The following is a 16,112-nucleotide window of genomic DNA, read 5'->3' as shown; positions in this document are numbered from 1 at the left end:
GGCATAATGAGCCGCTACAGTGCCGGGGTAAATGACATTAATCCCCCTCTTTCTGCCATGACCCGTCACCTGCTGTTTTTTGTGTTTGCCGACTTTCAACTGCTGGATGTGTCTGGCCCGATGGCGGCGTTCGAGATGGCCAATCGCATCGCGCCGGGCAGCTATCGCTGGACAGTGTGCAGTCAGACTGGCGGACAGGTGACGGCTTCCTGCGGGGTGGCGCTGGACAGCCAGTCATTGGCGGCAAGCACCCGCGTGGATACCTTGCTGGCGCCGGGTGGTGATGGCGTGGAGCGCGCCTGTGACTGTGTGGCGATCCGGGTCTGGCTGAAAGAGATCACCCAGACGGCGCGGCGGGTGGCCAGCGTGTGTTCTGGCGCGTATTTGCTGGCGGCCAGCGGCTTGCTGGATGGCCGCCGCGCCACCACCCACTGGCGACGCGAGGCGGATTTTGCCCGGCGCTTTCCGGCTGTGCAGCTGGAGGCCGACCGGATTTATATTCAGGACGACAAGCTATGGACATCGGCCGGCATCACCGCCGGCATTGATTTGTCGCTGGCGCTGATTGCTGACGATCTGGGTGAGGCGGTGGCTCGGCAGGTGGCGCGCCAGCTGGTGGTGTATTACCGGCGACCGGGCGGACAATCGCAGTATTCTGCCTTGCTGGACATGGCGCCGGCACAGGGACGCTTTGCCGGGGTGCTGCGCCATATGCGCGAGCATTTGCATCTGGCCTTGAATGTCGAGGCGCTGGCCGAGGTGGCGCGCATGAGCCCGCGCCACTTTGCCCGCTGCTTTCGCGCCGAATTGGGCATGACGCCGGCGCGGGCGCTGGAGCGGCTGCGCATTGAAGCGGCGCGCGCCGCACTGGAAAGCGGCGCGTTGTCGGTCAAATCCGTGGCGCGCGATTACGGCTTTGCCGACCCCGAACGCATGCGCCGCGCCTTTGTGCGCGTGCTGGGCATCTCCCCACGCGCCTTACAACTGCGCGAAGCCGACTGAACGCAATAAGGCCAGCGTGGCCTCGGTGACGGCGGCGGCTTGGTCACGATGCGGGCTGTGGCTGCAGTCGGCCAGCTTGAGCAATTGTGTGTGCGGCACAATGCGCTGGATGCCGTCGATCTGCGCCATGCTGGCGTATTCGTCGCCCTCGCCCTGAATGGCCAGCACCGGGCAGCGGATGCCGACAATGTCGGCCTCCAGATTCCATTGCCGGAACGCCGGATTCAGCCAGGCGTGGTTCCAGCCCCAGAACGGCGAATCCGGGTCGGCGTGGTGGCGAGCCAGGCCCTGGCGCAGGCCGCCGGCCAGATAGGCCTCGCGCGCGGCGGCGATGCCGGCCACGGTGATCTCTTCGACAAAAATATGCGGCGCCAGGGTGATGATGCCGGCGGTGCGCTCAGCAAAGCGCGCGGCAAACAGCAAGGCCATCGAACCGCCGTCGCTGTGGCCAAACAGCCAGCACGGCGCCTCTATGCCCAGCGCATCCAATAGCGCCGGCAGCACCTGCCAGCTCTGGATGTGCAGATAATCCGGCTGCCAGCGCGCCTCGGGCGCACGCGGGGTCGAGCGGCCATAGCCGGGGCGCGAATACACCAGGCCACGACAGCCGGCGGCGTCGCACAGCGTTTGCGGATAGTCGCGCCACATGCTGACCGAGCCTAAACCCTCGTGCAGAAACACCAAGAGCGGCGTGTGTTCACGCTCGCGGTTCAGCCATTGGTATTCGATGCTGACCGGCTGGCCGGCGTGTGTCAGCAAGACAAATTCCACCATGCGCTTTTCTCCCTTGCTTAAAGCTGCTTACCAAGCTCTGCTGGTGTTGTTGCGCGGCCTTGTCGTGCCGCTCAGTGCCCGCTGGCGTCCGGCGCGGGTAAGCGCAGTTCTTGCCGGTGCGCCCATAGCCGCAGCGCCAGGCCCAGCGCAAACAGCGCGTATTCGGTTTCTGGCCGTTGCCAGCCCAGTTGATTCAGCGCGTGCCAGCCCAACGCCACCAGGATGGACACCGCGCCGTAAAAATCCCGATGCAGGATAAACGGGATGTCATTGACCAGCATGTCGCGGATCATGCCGCCGCCCACCGCGCTGATAAAGCCCAGCATGGCCACGCCAAAGGCGCTTAAGCCCAGCATGGCGCCGATTTGCGCGCCGCCGATGGAAAATGCCACCAGGCCAATTGAATCGGCCAGGATGAACAGCCGCTCCAGCTGCGGCGCGCGCCGGGTTTGCAAGCGCAAGCCCCAGGCCAGCGCCAGCGTGGCGGCAATCACCCACAGCGTGTCGTTCTGGTAAAGAATGCGCGGGGTGCGCTGGATCAGCACATCACGCAGCACGCCGCCGCCAACGGCGGTAAGCAAGGCCAGAATGGCCACGCCCAACCAGTCAAAGCGCTTGCGCACGCCCAGCAGATAGCCGGTAAGGGTGAATGACACGGTGCCGATGAAAAAAAAGATGTCCATGCGCGCAATCCAAAAGCAGGGTTATACCGGATTGACGCTGCAGAAGGCAAAACGCCCCGGCAAGGCCGGGGCGTTTAGAGATCACAGCAGGGCGATCAGACCACCAGGGCAAAGGTGAAGTCTGTCAAGGTCAGCACCGGGGTGCCGGCAACCTTAATGGCAGTATCCAGTGGCGAGAAAACAGCGTCGGCCGAGCGATCCACCACCACATAAGTATCGCCAGCAAACACAAACTGACTGACCGCAGTCACTGTGCTCATTTGCTGGGCTGCCAGCTCCAGCATGTCATCTAGCGTGGCGCCAGGAGAAACCGAGAGCGTCACCAAACCCGTCGGGGTTGTGTTGCTGAAAAATGCCAGCTTGTCGGCGCCATGCACAAAATCAGCAACCAGCACGGTGTTGTCGGCGCCCGTCAATTTGCCTACAGCACCTGCCGCAAAAGCAAAGGTGTCGCGACCATCTCCCCCGATCAATGTGGTGTTCTGGTCACCAAAAATGCTTGGCTGAAACACGGCATTAACACGCAAGGTGTCTCTACCGGCGCCGCCCATGAGCAAGTCATGTCCACCGCCTCCCGACAACACATTATTGCCGGCATTGCCAATCAAGACATTGTTGTTGAGTCCGCCTGCGGCATTGATATTGGCCGTGCCCAGCAGTTCAATGTTTTCAATATGCGAAGAGCCATAGGAACCATTGCTTTCCAGTGCGCCACCGATACCAAACGATTTATAGCTTTTTACCGTATCGACACCTTCGCCGGCAGCCTCTTCCACATAATTGCTAGTTCCATTGATGTAGTACACATCATCACCCGCGCCACCATACAGACTATCGGCGCCATCACCATACAGGGTATCATTTCCATCGCCACCGTACAGCGTGTCACGTACAGTATTGATCGCCCCGTTAATTACGTTGCCATATAATGTGTCGTCACCTGCCCCGCCATATAGGATATCGCTGGCCTCGCCCCCCATCAGGGTATTATTGCCGCTATTTCCTACCAGGGTATTGCTGCTGCTGTTGCCCAGCCCGACCAAGTTGGCTGTGCCCAGCAGTTCCAGCCGCTCGACCACACCAGACACAACTTGAGTCACCGGCATGTCTGGCAAGGCCACGCTCAGACCCAGTGAAAAAGAAATTTCACTTTGTACGGTATCAATGCCGCTGGATGTTTCGATGATCTGGTTGCCGGTACTGGTGCCGATCACGTACAGATCCTCACCCAAACCACCTACCAGAATGTCGTTGCCATCCGCGTAAAGGATGTCGTTACCATTGCCTCCGTCCAGGCTGTCTTGTGTGGCATCCGAACTCACCCCTGCGGCATTGCCGTACAAAATGTCATTGCCGTTGCCGCCCAGCAAGGTATCGGCTCCTGCACCGCCTGAGAGGGTATTGTCTATCGGGGAGCTTGAGTAAGCGGCAGAAATGATGTTGTTGAGTTCATTGCCTGCACCGTTAGTTGGCGCATAACTGGTCGCCTGGAGATAAAGATTATCTTCGCCTGCGCCCAAGGTGTAGCTTGTTGTGGAAGTAATATCCATCATGATGTCCTTTTTGTCTGAGTCAGGTGTGTATGTACACAAATGAAATTAGACGTTAGTCGGATCTGGTTTATCAATGGGTTTTTAGTGGCGAGGTTTTTGAGCATATTTTTTATGTTTTTGCCATTCGTATTTATACGTAATAAAATTGTTGTGCGGGCCGAGATGTCTTTTGTCATTTTAATATGCTATTAAATATATTTATTGAAATCAGTGGCTTATGGTGATATTCTGGATTGGTGGGCGCTTGTAAGGAGTGCTGTGCAATGGAAGTAAGTTGCACAAATACAACAGTGCGCTTCAAGCCGGTAGGTGTACCCGGCTTTATGTCATTATATTAAAATAATGTAATAAAAATGATGTGTATCTGACTGTGTATTTTTCTATGCTGGTATCGACGGTTGTGCTACGTGCGTGGTGACACCAGGAAGGCTTTGTGAGCGGCGCTGATTTGATTTGCTAGGATACGGATCGGTGGTGGATACACATAAGCGTCACAAAAAAAATCCTTTTGTGATCATATGGCCTTGCTGTGTCTGCGGCCGCAACATCTAGCCTGGGTGGTTGTGTTGAGTTTTGTGAGCGACGACGCTAAAAATTGAGCACAAAAATTACGATTGCAATCAAGAAAATAACTAAACCGGATCACCAGGCGAGGCTGATTTTCAGTCATAAAATCAGCCTCGTGTCTGCGATGGCCATAAACCCCACTCAATGCACGAATCTGTCACTGGGCAGGGTTTCCGGACAGCTTGCGTTTACACCCCCACTACCCCAAACGCCAAATCAGACCAGGTAATCAGCGGCACGCCAGCCACCTTGATGGCGGTATCTGCGCTGGCAAAACCATTGCTGGAGGAGCGATCCATCACCAGATAGGTGTCACCGGCAAACACAAACTGGCTGATGGTGTTGCTCGTGGTCATCTGGCTGGCAGCCAGAGTGAGCATATCGTCCAGCGTGGCGCCAGCCGGCGTGGTCAAGGTCAGTAATGTGCCTGGACCGGCGATGGTGTTAAACATGATCTTGTCCACGCCATGCTGGAAATCACTGACCAGCGCGGTGTTATTGGCGCCCACCAGCTTGCCGCTGGCGCCAATGGCAAAGATATCCGTGCCCGCGCCGCCAATCAGGGTGACGTTCTGATCACCATACACAGCGGGATCCAGCGCCACCGTTACTTTCAGCGTGTCGTTGCCTGCGCCGCCATTGAGCAGATCGTGACCGCCACGGCCATTGAGCACATTATTGCCACTGTTGCCCAGCAGGGTTTCTGCATCCCCGCTGCCATAGGCGCTGACATGCGCCGTGCCCACCAGCTCGATCACTTCAATGCCCGGGCTGCTGTTGGAGCTTTGCGGATCGGGCGAGCCGCCCACGCCAAACGACACATAGCTGCGCACGGTGTCAAAACCTTCACCGGTCATTTCCTGCACATGGTTGTTGATGCCGTTGATATAGTAAATATCGTCGCCTACCCCGCCATACAGCACATCGTAACCGTCGCCATACAGGGTATCGTTGCCGATTTCGCCATACAGCATATCCTGCTCGGTATTGGTCGCGCCATTAACCACATTGCCATACAGGGTATCGTTGCCTGCGCCGCCATACAGGATATCCATGCCGGTGCCGCCCATCAGCACATTATTGCCGCTATTGCCTTGCAGGGTGTTATTCACCCCATTGCTGCCCAGACCGATCAAATCAGCCGAGCCTTGCAGCTCCAGCCGCTCCACTGCGCCAGACGCTACTTGGGTGGTCGGCATGCCGGCCACTGGCACGCTCAGGCCCAGCGAGAACGAAATCTCGCTCTTGACCGTATCCACCACTGCCGATGGGGTGAGGTCTTCAATAATGGTGTTGGCCAGCCCAGCGCGGATGATGTAAGTGTCGGCGCCAGCCCCGCCCAGCAGCATATCGTTGCCGTCAGCGTACAGGATGTCATCGCCATCGCCGCCGTACAGCCAATCCTGCGTCGCGTCGGCCAGCACCGCGGCGGAATTGCCATACAGCACATCGTTGCCGCCGCCGCCTTGCAGGGTGTCGGCGCCCACGCCACCCCACAGGGTATTGGCGGTGAGGTTGCCGGTAATCAGATTATTCAGCGCATTGCCGCCGCCTGTCAGATTCACCGGGCCATTGCTCAGGGTGAGGTTTTCCACCTCACCGCTGATCAGCGGTGCGCCAGCAAGTGAATTATCCAACGCCACCGATACCGTGCTGTACACCGTATCCACCCCTTGGCCAGCTTGCTCGATCACCATGCTGGAGGCATTGCCCAGGTAATAGGCATCATTGCCCAGGCCGCCATACAGTTGATTGCTAGTGGTGTTGCCGTCGTACAGGCTGTCGTTGCCATCTTCGCCATACAAACGATCAAAACCATCGGCATACAGGGCATCATCACCTGTGCCACCGTACAGTACATCCTGCCAGGTGGCGCTCAGGCTGCCAGGCATATTGGCATAAATCGTGTCATTGCCAGCACCGCCGTACACGGTGTCGGCGCCTTGCAGCCCATTGATGATATTGTTTCCGGCATTGCCATAAACAATATTGGCATTGTAGTTGCCATTGCCATTGCCATTGATATTGTCTGTACCTGTCAGGTACAGCACATCATCACTCGGTGCCAATGTATAGCTGATGTTGCTGCTGATACTTGCCATGATCTTATCCTTTTGTGTTATCTGCGGTTGGCCCGCGATTTCACTGTACCCAAGAGAGGCAGATATTTTCAAGCAGGGGGGCACGCGCCATGTGTTACCGAAGGGTTACCATAAAACTTGTCGGTATTTTTATCAGTGTTTTTTATATAAACATAGGTGGAGCGCATATAAAATCACCTCATGTCATCGTGAGGCACGGACGGTTTTAGCCACCGTGATGACTTATCCAGGGCCCGCAGAAATTCTATCCAGATCAGCAGGTTGAACGCTGATAAATGTTAATACAATGATCATTGGCGCCGCCAGGCGCAAGACGCCACGCTGTCGTGGTGTGCTCTTGCGTTGCACAAAAACCACAGCAACAGGGCCATCCGATGTGCCCTGTGCCAGCAGAGCGCAGCGCACAGTCGGCTGGTGGTTTGGTTTTTTGCCATAAATGTGCGGTTTCCATGGGGTTCTTGAGCAGAAACCACTCAAAGAGACAGACGGAAAATCGGCAGGATATGGCGCAAAGTAGGGGCTTTTCTAGTTAAAACAATCGTTTTTTCTAGTTAAATTTATTTTTATTGCCTTGTATGTCATATTGCTGGCACAATATTTCTCGTTTGTGGCAGTTGCGTTCATGAATTTGCAATAAGATTGCCCTGTTACGCGACAGCCGCGCTGTCGGCCCGCCCACGCCGCGCCTGGCCGTCGTCTTCCCGTAAACCTTCACGCAAGAGCACTTGCTCACCGCACGGAAGCATCATGACGCTTATCTCTCGCCGCATTGCCCTGAACTGTCTGGCCGCCAGCGTGCTGGCCGCCCTGGCCCCGCTGAGCCACGCCGCTGAAATGAAGTCGGTGGCGGTGACCGCCATCGTCGAACACCCGGCGCTGGACGCCGCCCGCAAGGGGGTGGAAGACGAACTCAAGGCCAACGGCTTTGAACCGGGCAAACAAATCAAATACCAATTCCAGAGCGCGCAGGGCAACGCCGCCACCGCCGGCCAGATCGCCCGCAAGTTTGTGGGCGACAATGCTGACGTGATCGTCGCCATCGCCACCCCCAGCGCCCAGGCTGCCGTCGCCGCCACCAAAACCGTGCCGGTGGTGTTCGCCGCCGTCACCGACCCGGTGGCCGCCAAGCTGGTGAGCAGCTGGAAGGCCAGCGGCACCAATGTCACCGGCGTGTCCGACATGCTGTCGCTGCCGCCGCAAATCGACCTGATCGAAAAGGTCAAGCCGGGCGCCAAGCGCATCGGCATGGTGTACAGCCCGGGTGAAGTCAACTCGGTCACCGTCGCCCGCGAACTGAAGGCCGAGCTGGCCAAGCGCAATATGACCCTGGTGGAAGCCGCCGCGCCGCGCACCGTGGACGTGGCCCCGGCCGCCAAGAGCCTGGTGGGCAAGGTGGACGCCATTTACACCTCCACCGACAATAATGTGGTGTCCACCTATGAATCGCTGGTGCGCGTGGCCACCGACGCCAAGATTCCGCTGATCGCCGCCGACACCGACTCGGTCAAGCGCGGCGCCATCGCCGCGCTGGGCATGAACTACTACGATATGGGCCGCCAGACCGGCAAGATCGTGGTGCGCATCCTCAAGGGCGAAAAGGCCGGCGACATCGCCCCGCAACTGGGTGACAAGACCTCGCTGACCGTCAACCCGGAAGCCGCCAAGAAGCAAGGCGCGCCGCTGTCGCCGGCCCTGCTCAAAGAAGCCAAAGACACGGTAAAATGATGGCTGACGCGCTGGGCCGCCACCTGATGCCCAGCGCGACCTGACCGCCCGCAGTGCGCCGGTTTTGCCGGCGCCGCCCTGCGCGGCTTAAGCTCAGCCGAGCCGCCCCGGTGCGCCATCCCGCGCCGCAGGGCGGCAGTCTGCCGCGCCCCACCGGGCGCGGTGTTCGTTTTTGTCGAGGTAATCCATGTCACTCATCTCCCTGATGGGAGCGCTGGAAATCGGCCTGATCTTCGCCCTGGTGGCGCTGGGCGTGCTGATTTCGTTCCGTATCCTCAATTTTCCGGACCTCACCGCCGACGGCAGCTTTCCGCTGGGCGGCGCGGTGGCGGCCATCATGATCGCTGGCGGCCAGTCGCCGTGGCTGGCCTGCGCCGCCGCCATGCTGGCCGGCGCCGCAGCCGGCTGGGTGACCGCCTGGCTGAATGTGCGGCTGAACATCCTGCAACTGCTGGCCAGCATTTTGGTGATGATTGCCCTGTATTCGATCAATCTGCGGGTGATGGGCGCGCCCAATGTGGCGCTGATCGGCTCGCCGACGGTGTTCAGCCCGCTGATTGGCGAGGTTTCCGAGCGCGCCATGTGGGTGCAGCCGGGCGTGCTGGCCGCCATCGTGGTGGCCGCCAAGCTGCTGCTGGATGCTTATTTTGCCTCGCAATCCGGCCTGGCCATGCGCGCCACCGGCGCCAACCCGCGCATGGCGCGCGCCCAGGGGATTTCCACCAACCGCGCCATCCTCACCGGCATGGCCTTGTCCAATGCGCTGATTGCGCTGGGCGGCGCGCTGTATGTGCAAACCCAGGGCGGGGCGGATATTTCCATGGGCGTGGGCACCATTGTGGTCGGCCTGGCGGCGGTGATCATCGGCGAAACGCTGATTCCGTCGCGCTCGCTGTGGGTGATCACCCTGGCCACCGTGCTGGGCGCCATTTTGTACCGCCTGTTCATCGCCCTGGCGCTGAGCGCCGACTTCATCGGCCTGCAAGCACAGGATCTGAATCTGGTCACCGCCGTGCTGGTGGGCCTGGCGCTGGTGCTGCCGACGCTGAAAGCCAAACTGCGCAAAACCGTGAAGGGGAATCCGGCATGATGCACGCCAAAGGTCTGCTCAAGACATTCAACCCCGGCACGCCGATTGAAAACCGCGTGCTGCGCGGGCTGGACCTGCACATCGAAACCGGCCAGTTCGTCACCGTGATCGGCAGCAACGGCGCCGGCAAATCCACCTTTCTGAACGCCATCAGCGGCGATTTGCTGGTGGACAGCGGCAGCCTGCACCTGGACGGTCAGGACGTCACCCGGCAAAACGCCTGGCAGCGCGCCGGGCTGGTGGCGCGGGTGTTTCAGGACCCGATGGCCGGCACTTGCGAAGCGCTGACCATCGAAGAAAACCTGGCGCTGGCCTGGCAGCGCGGCGAAAGGCGCGGCCTGGGCCGCGCGGTGAAGGCCGAGCTGCGCGAGCTGTTTCGCGAAAAACTGTCCATCCTCAAGCTGGGCCTGGAAAACCGCCTGACCGACCGCATTGGCCTGCTGTCGGGCGGCCAGCGCCAGGCGGTCAGCCTGCTGATGGCCTCGCTCAAGCCCTCGCGCATGCTGCTGCTGGACGAACACACCGCCGCGCTCGACCCGAAAACCGCCGCCTTTGTGCTGGAACTGACCGACCAAGTGGTGGCGGAAGGCAAGCTGACCACGCTGATGGTGACCCACTCCATGCGCCAGGCGCTGGACCACGGCGACCGCACCGTGATGCTGCATCAGGGCCGGGTGGTGCTGGACGTCAGCGGCGAAGAGCGCGCGCGCATGGACGTGCCGGACTTATTGGCCATGTTCGAGCGCACCCGTGGCGAGGCGATTACCGACGACGCCCTGCTGCTGGGGTAAGCGCCGCTCACAAAGCCCGTTTGGCGTGGTTCACTGCGGTTACACGCCTTGTCTCTCCCTGCACCGGCCAGCTGCCACTTGGCAGCCACTGGCCGGTGCAGGGATACTGCCCGCCTTCCCGTCTTGCCTGGCCGCGCGGCCAGCCTGCTGAATCATGAAAACCTACCATCGCATCGTGGCCGCCAGCCTGGCCTTGTTCAATGAGCAAGGCGAGCGCGCGGTCACCACCAACCACATTGCCGCCCACCTGGGCATCAGCCCCGGCAATCTGTACTATCACTTTCGCAATAAAGAAGACATCGTCCACCAGATTTTTCTGGAATATCAGCAGTTTGTCCGCCAGCGCCTCACCCTGGCCGACGGCCGCCAGCCCGAGGTGGCCGATGTGCTGGGCTATCTGGATACAGCGTTTGACGGCATGTGGCGTTATCGCTTCATGTTTTACGACCTGCCCGGCCTGCTGGCGCGCAATCCGGCGCTGCAACACGATTATCAACGCTTTATTGACGACGAACTCACCGACACCCTGCACGGCCTGTTTGTGCGCTGCGCCGACGCCGGTCTGTTTGCCATCGACGCCGCCGACATCCGCCCGCTGGTGATCAATATCTGGCTGGTGGTCAAGTTCTGGTACGCCTTCGAACAAGCCTCACACCCCAGCCAGCCCATCAGCGAAGCCACCGGTCGCCGTGGCGTCTGCCAGGTGCTGGCCCTGCTCAAACCCTACGTCACTCCCACCCTGCGCCCAGCCTTTATCGCCGCCTGCGCCCGCTACGGCGAAGCCTGAAAAACCCCATCGCGCCAGCTTTCATCAACTTTTCGTCGCATCCGCGCAAGGTTTGCCTTGCCCGACATGATTGAATCCACTGCACGCCAGCGCTGCCGTTCATGAAGCGGCGCGGCGGTGCCGAGTCGGCTTGTTCACCTAGATGTGCGAAGGAAAACAGATGAAGAAACAGCTTTTACTGGGCGCGCTCGCGCTGTGTCTGGCCGGCGGGGCGCTGGCGCAGGAAAAAACCCTGCGCATCGGCCTGGAGGCGTCTTACGAACCGTTCACCTACAAATCCCCCGATGGCCGCCTGGTGGGCTTTGAAATTGATCTGGCCCAGGCGCTGTGCGCCGAAATCAAGGCGCGTTGCAGCTTTGTCGAACAAGACTTCAAGGGCATCATCCCGGCGCTGAACGCCCGCAAGTTTGACGTGATCATGTCCTCGCTGACCATCACCGAAGAACGCAAACGCGCAGTCGCCTTCACCGACAAATACTACAACACCCCCTCCCGCCTGCTGGCGCGGCTGTCCAGCAAACTCTCCGGCGCCCCGGACAGCCTGAAAGGCCGCCGCGTGGGTGTGCTCAAGGGTTCGACGCAAGAGCGCTACGCCCAAAAAGTCTATGCCCCGGCCGGCGCCGTGGTCACCGCCTACGACACCCAGCAGCAAATCTACCTCGACCTGCGCGCCAACCGCCTGGACGCCACGGTGGCCGACAGCGTGGAAAGCGCGCTGGGCTTTCTGAAAAAGCCGGAAGGCCAGGGCTTTGGCTTTATCGGCCCGGCGCTGCGCGACGCCGAGATTTTTGGGCCGGGCATTGGCGCGGCGGTGCGCAAAGCGGATGGCGCGCTGCGCGACGAACTGAACGCGGCGATCAAAACCCTGCGCGGCAATGGCGGCTACCAGAAGATCAGCGCCAAGTATTTTGATTTTGATGTGTACGGGGAGTAAGAGCCGCTAACAAAACCCCCTGGCGTTGTTGTGTGACCTTGCCGTACTGCTTGTACTGTCTGCGGTCACACGCCTAGCCAGGGCCGCTTCGCTGGGTTTTGTGAGCGACTCTTAGCGCCGCCAAGGCGCGGCGCGTGTATTCCGGCGATGAGCCGGTAGCCAGTCACCATGATGTGAACCGACTAATAGGTGATTAGACCGCTTTTGGCATGAGTCTCACCGGAAGAGTCGTTCCCACGAAGGTGGGAACCCAGACGGCGCCACAGCATGCACTGTGGGCATGGCGCAGCTCAGCGCGGGTGAGCGCTCACCCCGCTGTGCGCTGTGGATATGCCTGGATTCCCGCCTGCGCGGGAATGACGCGGTGTCATGCGGCGAGGGGTTCTTTGTGGCGCATGAACCCTTGTGTTTCAACGGGACTGGCGACTGGCTGCGAGGATTCTCCCTGCGCCACACGGTGGCGCGCTGCGGGATTCCCGCTTGCGGGCCTTCGCCCCAGCCACATCACCCCCACGATCAGAAAGACTTTCTCGGATGACTGACGGATACCTTAACCACATGCTTGCCGGCGCTTGGCTCAGCCTGCAAGTGGCCTTGGCGGCGCTGGCCATCGCCATGGCGCTGGGCGTGGTGGGCGCCATGGCCCGCCTGGCGCCGCAGCCGGCTTTGCGCGCCAGCGCCGAAGCCTACGCCACGCTGGTGCGTGGCGTGCCGGAGCTGGTGTTGATGCTGCTGGTGTTTTACGGCGGCCAGGGGCTGGTGGGCGGCGCGCTGGAGGCGCTGGGCCTGCCGCCAGTGGAGATCGACCAATTCATGGCCGGGGTGTTCACCCTGGGTTTTATCTACGGCGCGTATTTGTCCGAAACCTTTCGCGGCGCCTTGCTGGGCGTGCCGCCTGGGCAGTGGGAGGCCGGCCTGGCCTATGGCATGGGGCGCGGGCGGGTGTTCTGGCGCTTGATTTTGCCGCAGGCGGCGCGGCTGGCCTTGCCGGGGCTGACCAATAACTGGCTGGTGCTGCTCAAGGCTACCGCGCTGGTGTCGGTGATTGGCCTGCAAGACATGATGTATCTGGCCAAGCAGGCCGGCTCGGCCACCCGCGAGCCGTTCACCTATTTACTGTGGGCCGGCGCCGGCTATCTGGCGCTGACATCCGCCTCGCTGCTGGCCTTGCGCCTGCTGTCGCGCCGGGTGTCGGTGGGCGTGCGCCACGGGGAGATCTGAGATGGATTTCAGTGTGTTGTTTGAGCCGGCCAATCTGCAATTGTATGCCGAAGGGTTGTTCACCACGCTGTGGCTATTGCTGGCCGCCGTCAGCGCCGGGCTGCTGTTGTCGATTCCGGCGGCGGTGTGGCGGGTGTCGCGCCAGCGCTGGCTGGCCTGGCCGGTGGCGGCCTACACCTATGTGGTGCGCGGCACGCCGATGCTGTTGCAGCTGTATTTGATTTATTACGGCCTGGCGCAGTTTGACGTGGTGCGCGACAGCGCCGCCTGGGGGGCATTGTCCAGCGCCGGGTTTTGCGCGGCGCTGGCGCTTACCTTGAACACCGTCGCCTACACCACCGAAATGCTGGCCGGGGCGCTGCGCGCCACCGCGCCGGGCGAGATCGAGGCCGCGCACAGCGTGGGCATGAGCCGCATGCAGATGCTGCGCCGGATTGTGCTGCCCTCGGCGCTGCGCCGCTCGCTGCCGGCCTATGGCAACGAGGTGATCATGATGCTGCACGCCACCTCGCTGGCCAGCACGGTGACGCTGCTGGACCTCACCGCCGCCGCCGACCGGCTGTACGCCAATTATTACCTGCCGTTCGAGCCTTTTATTGCCGCCGCGCTGGTGTACATCGCCCTGACTTTTGGGCTGACCCGGCTGTTCAAGGCCGCCGAGCGGCGCTGGCTGGCGCATCTGCAAGCGCGCGGCTGATTGTTCATTCATCATTGGGAGAGCGCCATGCTCAATCCGAAACTGATTGTCCGCGACCTGCACAAGCGTTACGGCGACCACGAAGTGCTCAAGGGCGTGTCGCTGACCGCCCAGCCCGGCGATGTGATCAGCATCATCGGCTCGTCCGGCTCGGGCAAGAGCACGTTTTTGCGCTGCATCAATCTGCTGGAGCGCCCGCACGAGGGCGAGATCATTGTGGCCGGCGAAAGCCTGGCGCTGCGCCGCGCCAAGGATGGCATGCTGGCCGCCGCCAGCCCGGCGCAGTTGCAGCGGCTGCGCGCCCGGCTGGCCATGGTGTTTCAGCATTTTAATTTGTGGTCGCACCTGACCGTGCTGGACAACATCATCGAAGCGCCAGTGCAGGTGCTGGGCGTGCCGCGCGAGGCGGCGCTGGCTTCGGCGCGGCGCTATCTGGACCTGGTGGGCCTGGTGGGGGTGGAAGACCGCTACCCGGCGCATTTGTCCGGCGGCCAGCAACAGCGGGTGGCGATTGCCCGCGCGCTGGCCATGGAGCCCGAAGTCATGCTGTTTGACGAACCCACCTCGGCGCTGGACCCGGAACGGGTGGGCGAGGTGCTCAAAGTCATGCAGGCGCTGGCGCGCGACGGGCGCACCATGGTGGTGGTCACCCACGAAATGGCCTTTGCCCGCGAAGTGTCCAGCCAGGTGATTTTTTTGCACCAGGGCCGCATCGAAGAACAAGGCCACCCCGCCGAGGTGCTGAATCGCCCGCAAAGCGAGCGCCTGCAACAGTTTTTGTCTGGCCGGCTGAAATAAGCCCGGCCGCCTGTTTGGATGAGCAACCATGTTTGACTGGCTTGTGGAACCCGGCCCGCCGCCGCGCGTGGGCCTGCTGTTGCTGCCGGGGTTTTCGCTGGCCGAGCTGGCCTTGTGGCGCACGGCGCAGGCCCAGCTGCACCAGCTGGCCGGCCCGGCTGCCGGCGCCTGCCTGACGCTGTCGGCCGATGGCGCGCCCGTCTTGTCCGACCTGGGCTTGCCCACGCCAGTGGACGCCGCGCTCAGCCCGGCGGCGCTGGATGGCCTGTCGGCGCTGTTGGTGTTCGCCAGCGGCCTGCCGCCGCCGCTGCCGGCCAGCGATGCGCGGGTGGCGGCCTTGTCGGCGGCGGCGCGCGCGCGGTTGGTGCTGGGCGGCGTGCACGCCGGGGCTTTCTGGCTGGCCGCCGCCGGGCTGTTGGGCGGCTGCCGCGCCAGCGTGCATTGGTCTTTGCACGAGGCCTTTGCCGAGCGCTACCCGCAGGTGGCGCTGTCGGGCAATTTATTTGAGTTTGACCGCCAGCGGCTGACCTGCGGCGGCGGCGTGGCGGTGCTGGACATGTTTCTGGCGCTCACCGCCCGCCAGCACGGCCAGGCGCTGGCCGGTCAGGTGGCCGAGCACTTTTTGCTGGAGCGCCTGCGCCCCGGCGACGAGCGCCAGCGCGTGGGCCTGCGCGCCCAGCTGGGCGCCACCCCGCCCAAACTGGCCAAGGCGGTGGCGCTGATGGAAGCGCATATGGAAGACCTGCTCACCACGGATCAGATCGCCGACCAGGTGTGCGTGTCGCGCCGTCAGCTGGAGCGCTTGTTCAAGCAGGCGCTGGACCAGGCGCCGTCGCAGTATTATCTGGAGCTGCGGCTGAACCGCGCGCGCCAGCTGCTGCGCCAGACCTCGGGCTCGATCATCCAGATTGGCCTGTCGTGCGGGTTTTCGTCCGGCTCGCATTTCTCCAACGCCTACCGCCACCATTTTGGCCTGTCGCCGCGCGAAGAGCGCCGACAAGGCGGCGGCGATGCAACAGCATGTCGCGCCAATGCAAGCCCGGCGGCCGGCGGCTGCCTAGAATGGGACGCATCCTGACCGAACCCGCCCGCAAGGAGACTTCACCATGACCCACCCCACTCGCGCCGATTTTGACCAACTGATGGTTCCCAACTACGCCCCGGCCCAATGGCTGCCGGTACGCGGCCAAGGCAGCCGCCTGTGGGATCAGCACGGCCGCGACTATCTGGACCTCGCCGCCGGCATCGCCGTCACCTCGCTGGGCCATTGCCATCCAGCCATGGTCAAGGCCTTGACCGAGCAGGCCCAGCAGCTCTGGCATGTGTCCAACACGCTGACCAATGAGCCGGCGTTGCGCCTGGCGCGCAAATTGGTGGACGCCACCTTT

The 16,112-nt window shown here is 61.6% G+C and carries 15 protein-coding genes; 11 read left to right on the top strand and 4 right to left on the bottom strand.

Annotated elements, in window-relative coordinates; all coding sequences use genetic code 11:
- The first annotated feature begins 6 nt into the window (after positions 1–6).
- Positions 7–1,002, top strand: a complete 996-nt coding sequence (locus DFR34_RS10830) for a GlxA family transcriptional regulator (RefSeq protein WP_245906871.1) — start codon at positions 7–9, stop codon at positions 1,000–1,002.
- Here DFR34_RS10830 and DFR34_RS10825 read toward each other — a convergent pair.
- The 4 genes from DFR34_RS10825 to DFR34_RS10810 form a co-directional block, all read right to left on the bottom strand.
- Complete coding sequence (locus tag DFR34_RS10825) at positions 979–1,776, bottom strand: alpha/beta fold hydrolase (protein ID WP_110391175.1); 798 nt, start codon at positions 1,774–1,776, stop codon at positions 979–981. The genes DFR34_RS10830 and DFR34_RS10825 overlap by 24 nt on opposite strands.
- A 71-nt stretch (positions 1,777–1,847) precedes the next feature.
- On the bottom strand, positions 1,848–2,459 hold the full coding sequence (locus DFR34_RS10820; RefSeq protein ID WP_110391174.1) for a trimeric intracellular cation channel family protein: 612 nt from the start codon (positions 2,457–2,459) through the stop codon (positions 1,848–1,850).
- A gap of 95 nt (positions 2,460–2,554) precedes the next feature.
- Positions 2,555–4,012 (bottom strand): calcium-binding protein, encoded by a 1,458-nt coding sequence (locus DFR34_RS10815; RefSeq protein WP_110391173.1) that lies wholly within the window; start codon positions 4,010–4,012, stop codon positions 2,555–2,557.
- 755 nt (positions 4,013–4,767) lie between these two features.
- Positions 4,768–6,681: a calcium-binding protein gene (locus DFR34_RS10810; protein WP_110391172.1), complete on the bottom strand. Its 1,914-nt coding sequence runs from the start codon at positions 6,679–6,681 to the stop codon at positions 4,768–4,770.
- Positions 6,682–7,428: 747 nt separating this feature from the next.
- On the opposite strand from DFR34_RS10810, the gene DFR34_RS10805 reads away from it, so the two are divergent.
- The 10 genes from DFR34_RS10805 to DFR34_RS10760 form a co-directional block, all read left to right on the top strand.
- Complete coding sequence (locus DFR34_RS10805) at positions 7,429–8,406, top strand: ABC transporter substrate-binding protein (protein WP_110391171.1); 978 nt, start codon at positions 7,429–7,431, stop codon at positions 8,404–8,406.
- 187 nt (positions 8,407–8,593) lie between these two features.
- Positions 8,594–9,496 carry an ABC transporter permease gene (locus DFR34_RS10800; protein WP_110391170.1) on the top strand — a complete coding sequence of 301 codons (903 nt, stop codon included), beginning with the start codon at positions 8,594–8,596 and terminating at the stop codon, positions 9,494–9,496.
- Positions 9,493–10,287 carry an ABC transporter ATP-binding protein gene (locus DFR34_RS10795; protein WP_110391169.1) on the top strand — a complete coding sequence of 265 codons (795 nt, stop codon included), beginning with the start codon at positions 9,493–9,495 and terminating at the stop codon, positions 10,285–10,287. The genes DFR34_RS10800 and DFR34_RS10795 overlap by 4 nt, the downstream gene beginning before the upstream one ends.
- Before the next feature lie 154 nt (positions 10,288–10,441).
- Positions 10,442–11,074 (top strand): TetR/AcrR family transcriptional regulator, encoded by a 633-nt coding sequence (locus DFR34_RS10790; RefSeq protein WP_110391168.1) that lies wholly within the window; start codon positions 10,442–10,444, stop codon positions 11,072–11,074.
- 160 nt (positions 11,075–11,234) lie between these two features.
- Positions 11,235–12,008, top strand: a complete 774-nt coding sequence (aotJ, locus tag DFR34_RS10785) for an L-arginine-binding protein AotJ (RefSeq protein WP_110391167.1) — start codon at positions 11,235–11,237, stop codon at positions 12,006–12,008.
- A 558-nt stretch (positions 12,009–12,566) separates the two neighbouring features.
- Entirely contained in the window at positions 12,567–13,229 is a 663-nt protein-coding gene (locus tag DFR34_RS10780; RefSeq protein WP_245906870.1) for an ABC transporter permease, read from the top strand.
- A gap of 1 nt (position 13,230) precedes the next feature.
- Positions 13,231–13,926 carry an ABC transporter permease gene (locus DFR34_RS10775; protein ID WP_110391165.1) on the top strand — a complete coding sequence of 232 codons (696 nt, stop codon included), beginning with the start codon at positions 13,231–13,233 and terminating at the stop codon, positions 13,924–13,926.
- A 27-nt stretch (positions 13,927–13,953) separates the two neighbouring features.
- On the top strand, positions 13,954–14,724 hold the full coding sequence (locus DFR34_RS10770; protein ID WP_110391164.1) for an ABC transporter ATP-binding protein: 771 nt from the start codon (positions 13,954–13,956) through the stop codon (positions 14,722–14,724).
- Positions 14,725–14,752: 28 nt separating this feature from the next.
- Complete coding sequence (locus DFR34_RS10765) at positions 14,753–15,802, top strand: GlxA family transcriptional regulator (protein WP_110391163.1); 1,050 nt, start codon at positions 14,753–14,755, stop codon at positions 15,800–15,802.
- A 28-nt stretch (positions 15,803–15,830) separates the two neighbouring features.
- A partial coding sequence (locus tag DFR34_RS10760) for an aminotransferase class III-fold pyridoxal phosphate-dependent enzyme (RefSeq protein ID WP_146215124.1) occupies positions 15,831–16,112 on the top strand: 282 nt, incomplete at its 3' end.

Origin of the sequence: Rivihabitans pingtungensis (assembly GCF_003201855.1) — a bacterium.
Taxonomy (GTDB): Bacteria; Pseudomonadota; Gammaproteobacteria; order Burkholderiales; family Aquaspirillaceae; genus Rivihabitans; species Rivihabitans pingtungensis.
This window is presented reverse-complemented; position numbering and strand designations above follow the sequence as displayed.

What these genes read in the sequence shown, in the direction of transcription:
- DFR34_RS10830 (WP_245906871.1), top strand. Translation starts at nt 7, where the DNA reads ATGAGCCGCTACAGTGCCGGGGTAAATGACATTAATCCCCCTCTTTCT.
- DFR34_RS10825 (WP_110391175.1), bottom strand. Translation starts at nt 1,776, where the DNA reads ATGGTGGAATTTGTCTTGCTGACACACGCCGGCCAGCCGGTCAGCATC.
- DFR34_RS10820 (WP_110391174.1), bottom strand. Translation starts at nt 2,459, where the DNA reads ATGGACATCTTTTTTTTCATCGGCACCGTGTCATTCACCCTTACCGGC.
- DFR34_RS10815 (WP_110391173.1), bottom strand. Translation starts at nt 4,012, where the DNA reads ATGATGGATATTACTTCCACAACAAGCTACACCTTGGGCGCAGGCGAA.
- DFR34_RS10810 (WP_110391172.1), bottom strand. Translation starts at nt 6,681, where the DNA reads ATGGCAAGTATCAGCAGCAACATCAGCTATACATTGGCACCGAGTGAT.
- DFR34_RS10805 (WP_110391171.1), top strand. Translation starts at nt 7,429, where the DNA reads ATGACGCTTATCTCTCGCCGCATTGCCCTGAACTGTCTGGCCGCCAGC.
- DFR34_RS10800 (WP_110391170.1), top strand. Translation starts at nt 8,594, where the DNA reads ATGTCACTCATCTCCCTGATGGGAGCGCTGGAAATCGGCCTGATCTTC.
- DFR34_RS10795 (WP_110391169.1), top strand. Translation starts at nt 9,493, where the DNA reads ATGATGCACGCCAAAGGTCTGCTCAAGACATTCAACCCCGGCACGCCG.
- DFR34_RS10790 (WP_110391168.1), top strand. Translation starts at nt 10,442, where the DNA reads ATGAAAACCTACCATCGCATCGTGGCCGCCAGCCTGGCCTTGTTCAAT.
- aotJ (WP_110391167.1), top strand. Translation starts at nt 11,235, where the DNA reads ATGAAGAAACAGCTTTTACTGGGCGCGCTCGCGCTGTGTCTGGCCGGC.
- DFR34_RS10780 (WP_245906870.1), top strand. Translation starts at nt 12,567, where the DNA reads ATGCTTGCCGGCGCTTGGCTCAGCCTGCAAGTGGCCTTGGCGGCGCTG.
- DFR34_RS10775 (WP_110391165.1), top strand. Translation starts at nt 13,231, where the DNA reads ATGGATTTCAGTGTGTTGTTTGAGCCGGCCAATCTGCAATTGTATGCC.
- DFR34_RS10770 (WP_110391164.1), top strand. Translation starts at nt 13,954, where the DNA reads ATGCTCAATCCGAAACTGATTGTCCGCGACCTGCACAAGCGTTACGGC.
- DFR34_RS10765 (WP_110391163.1), top strand. Translation starts at nt 14,753, where the DNA reads ATGTTTGACTGGCTTGTGGAACCCGGCCCGCCGCCGCGCGTGGGCCTG.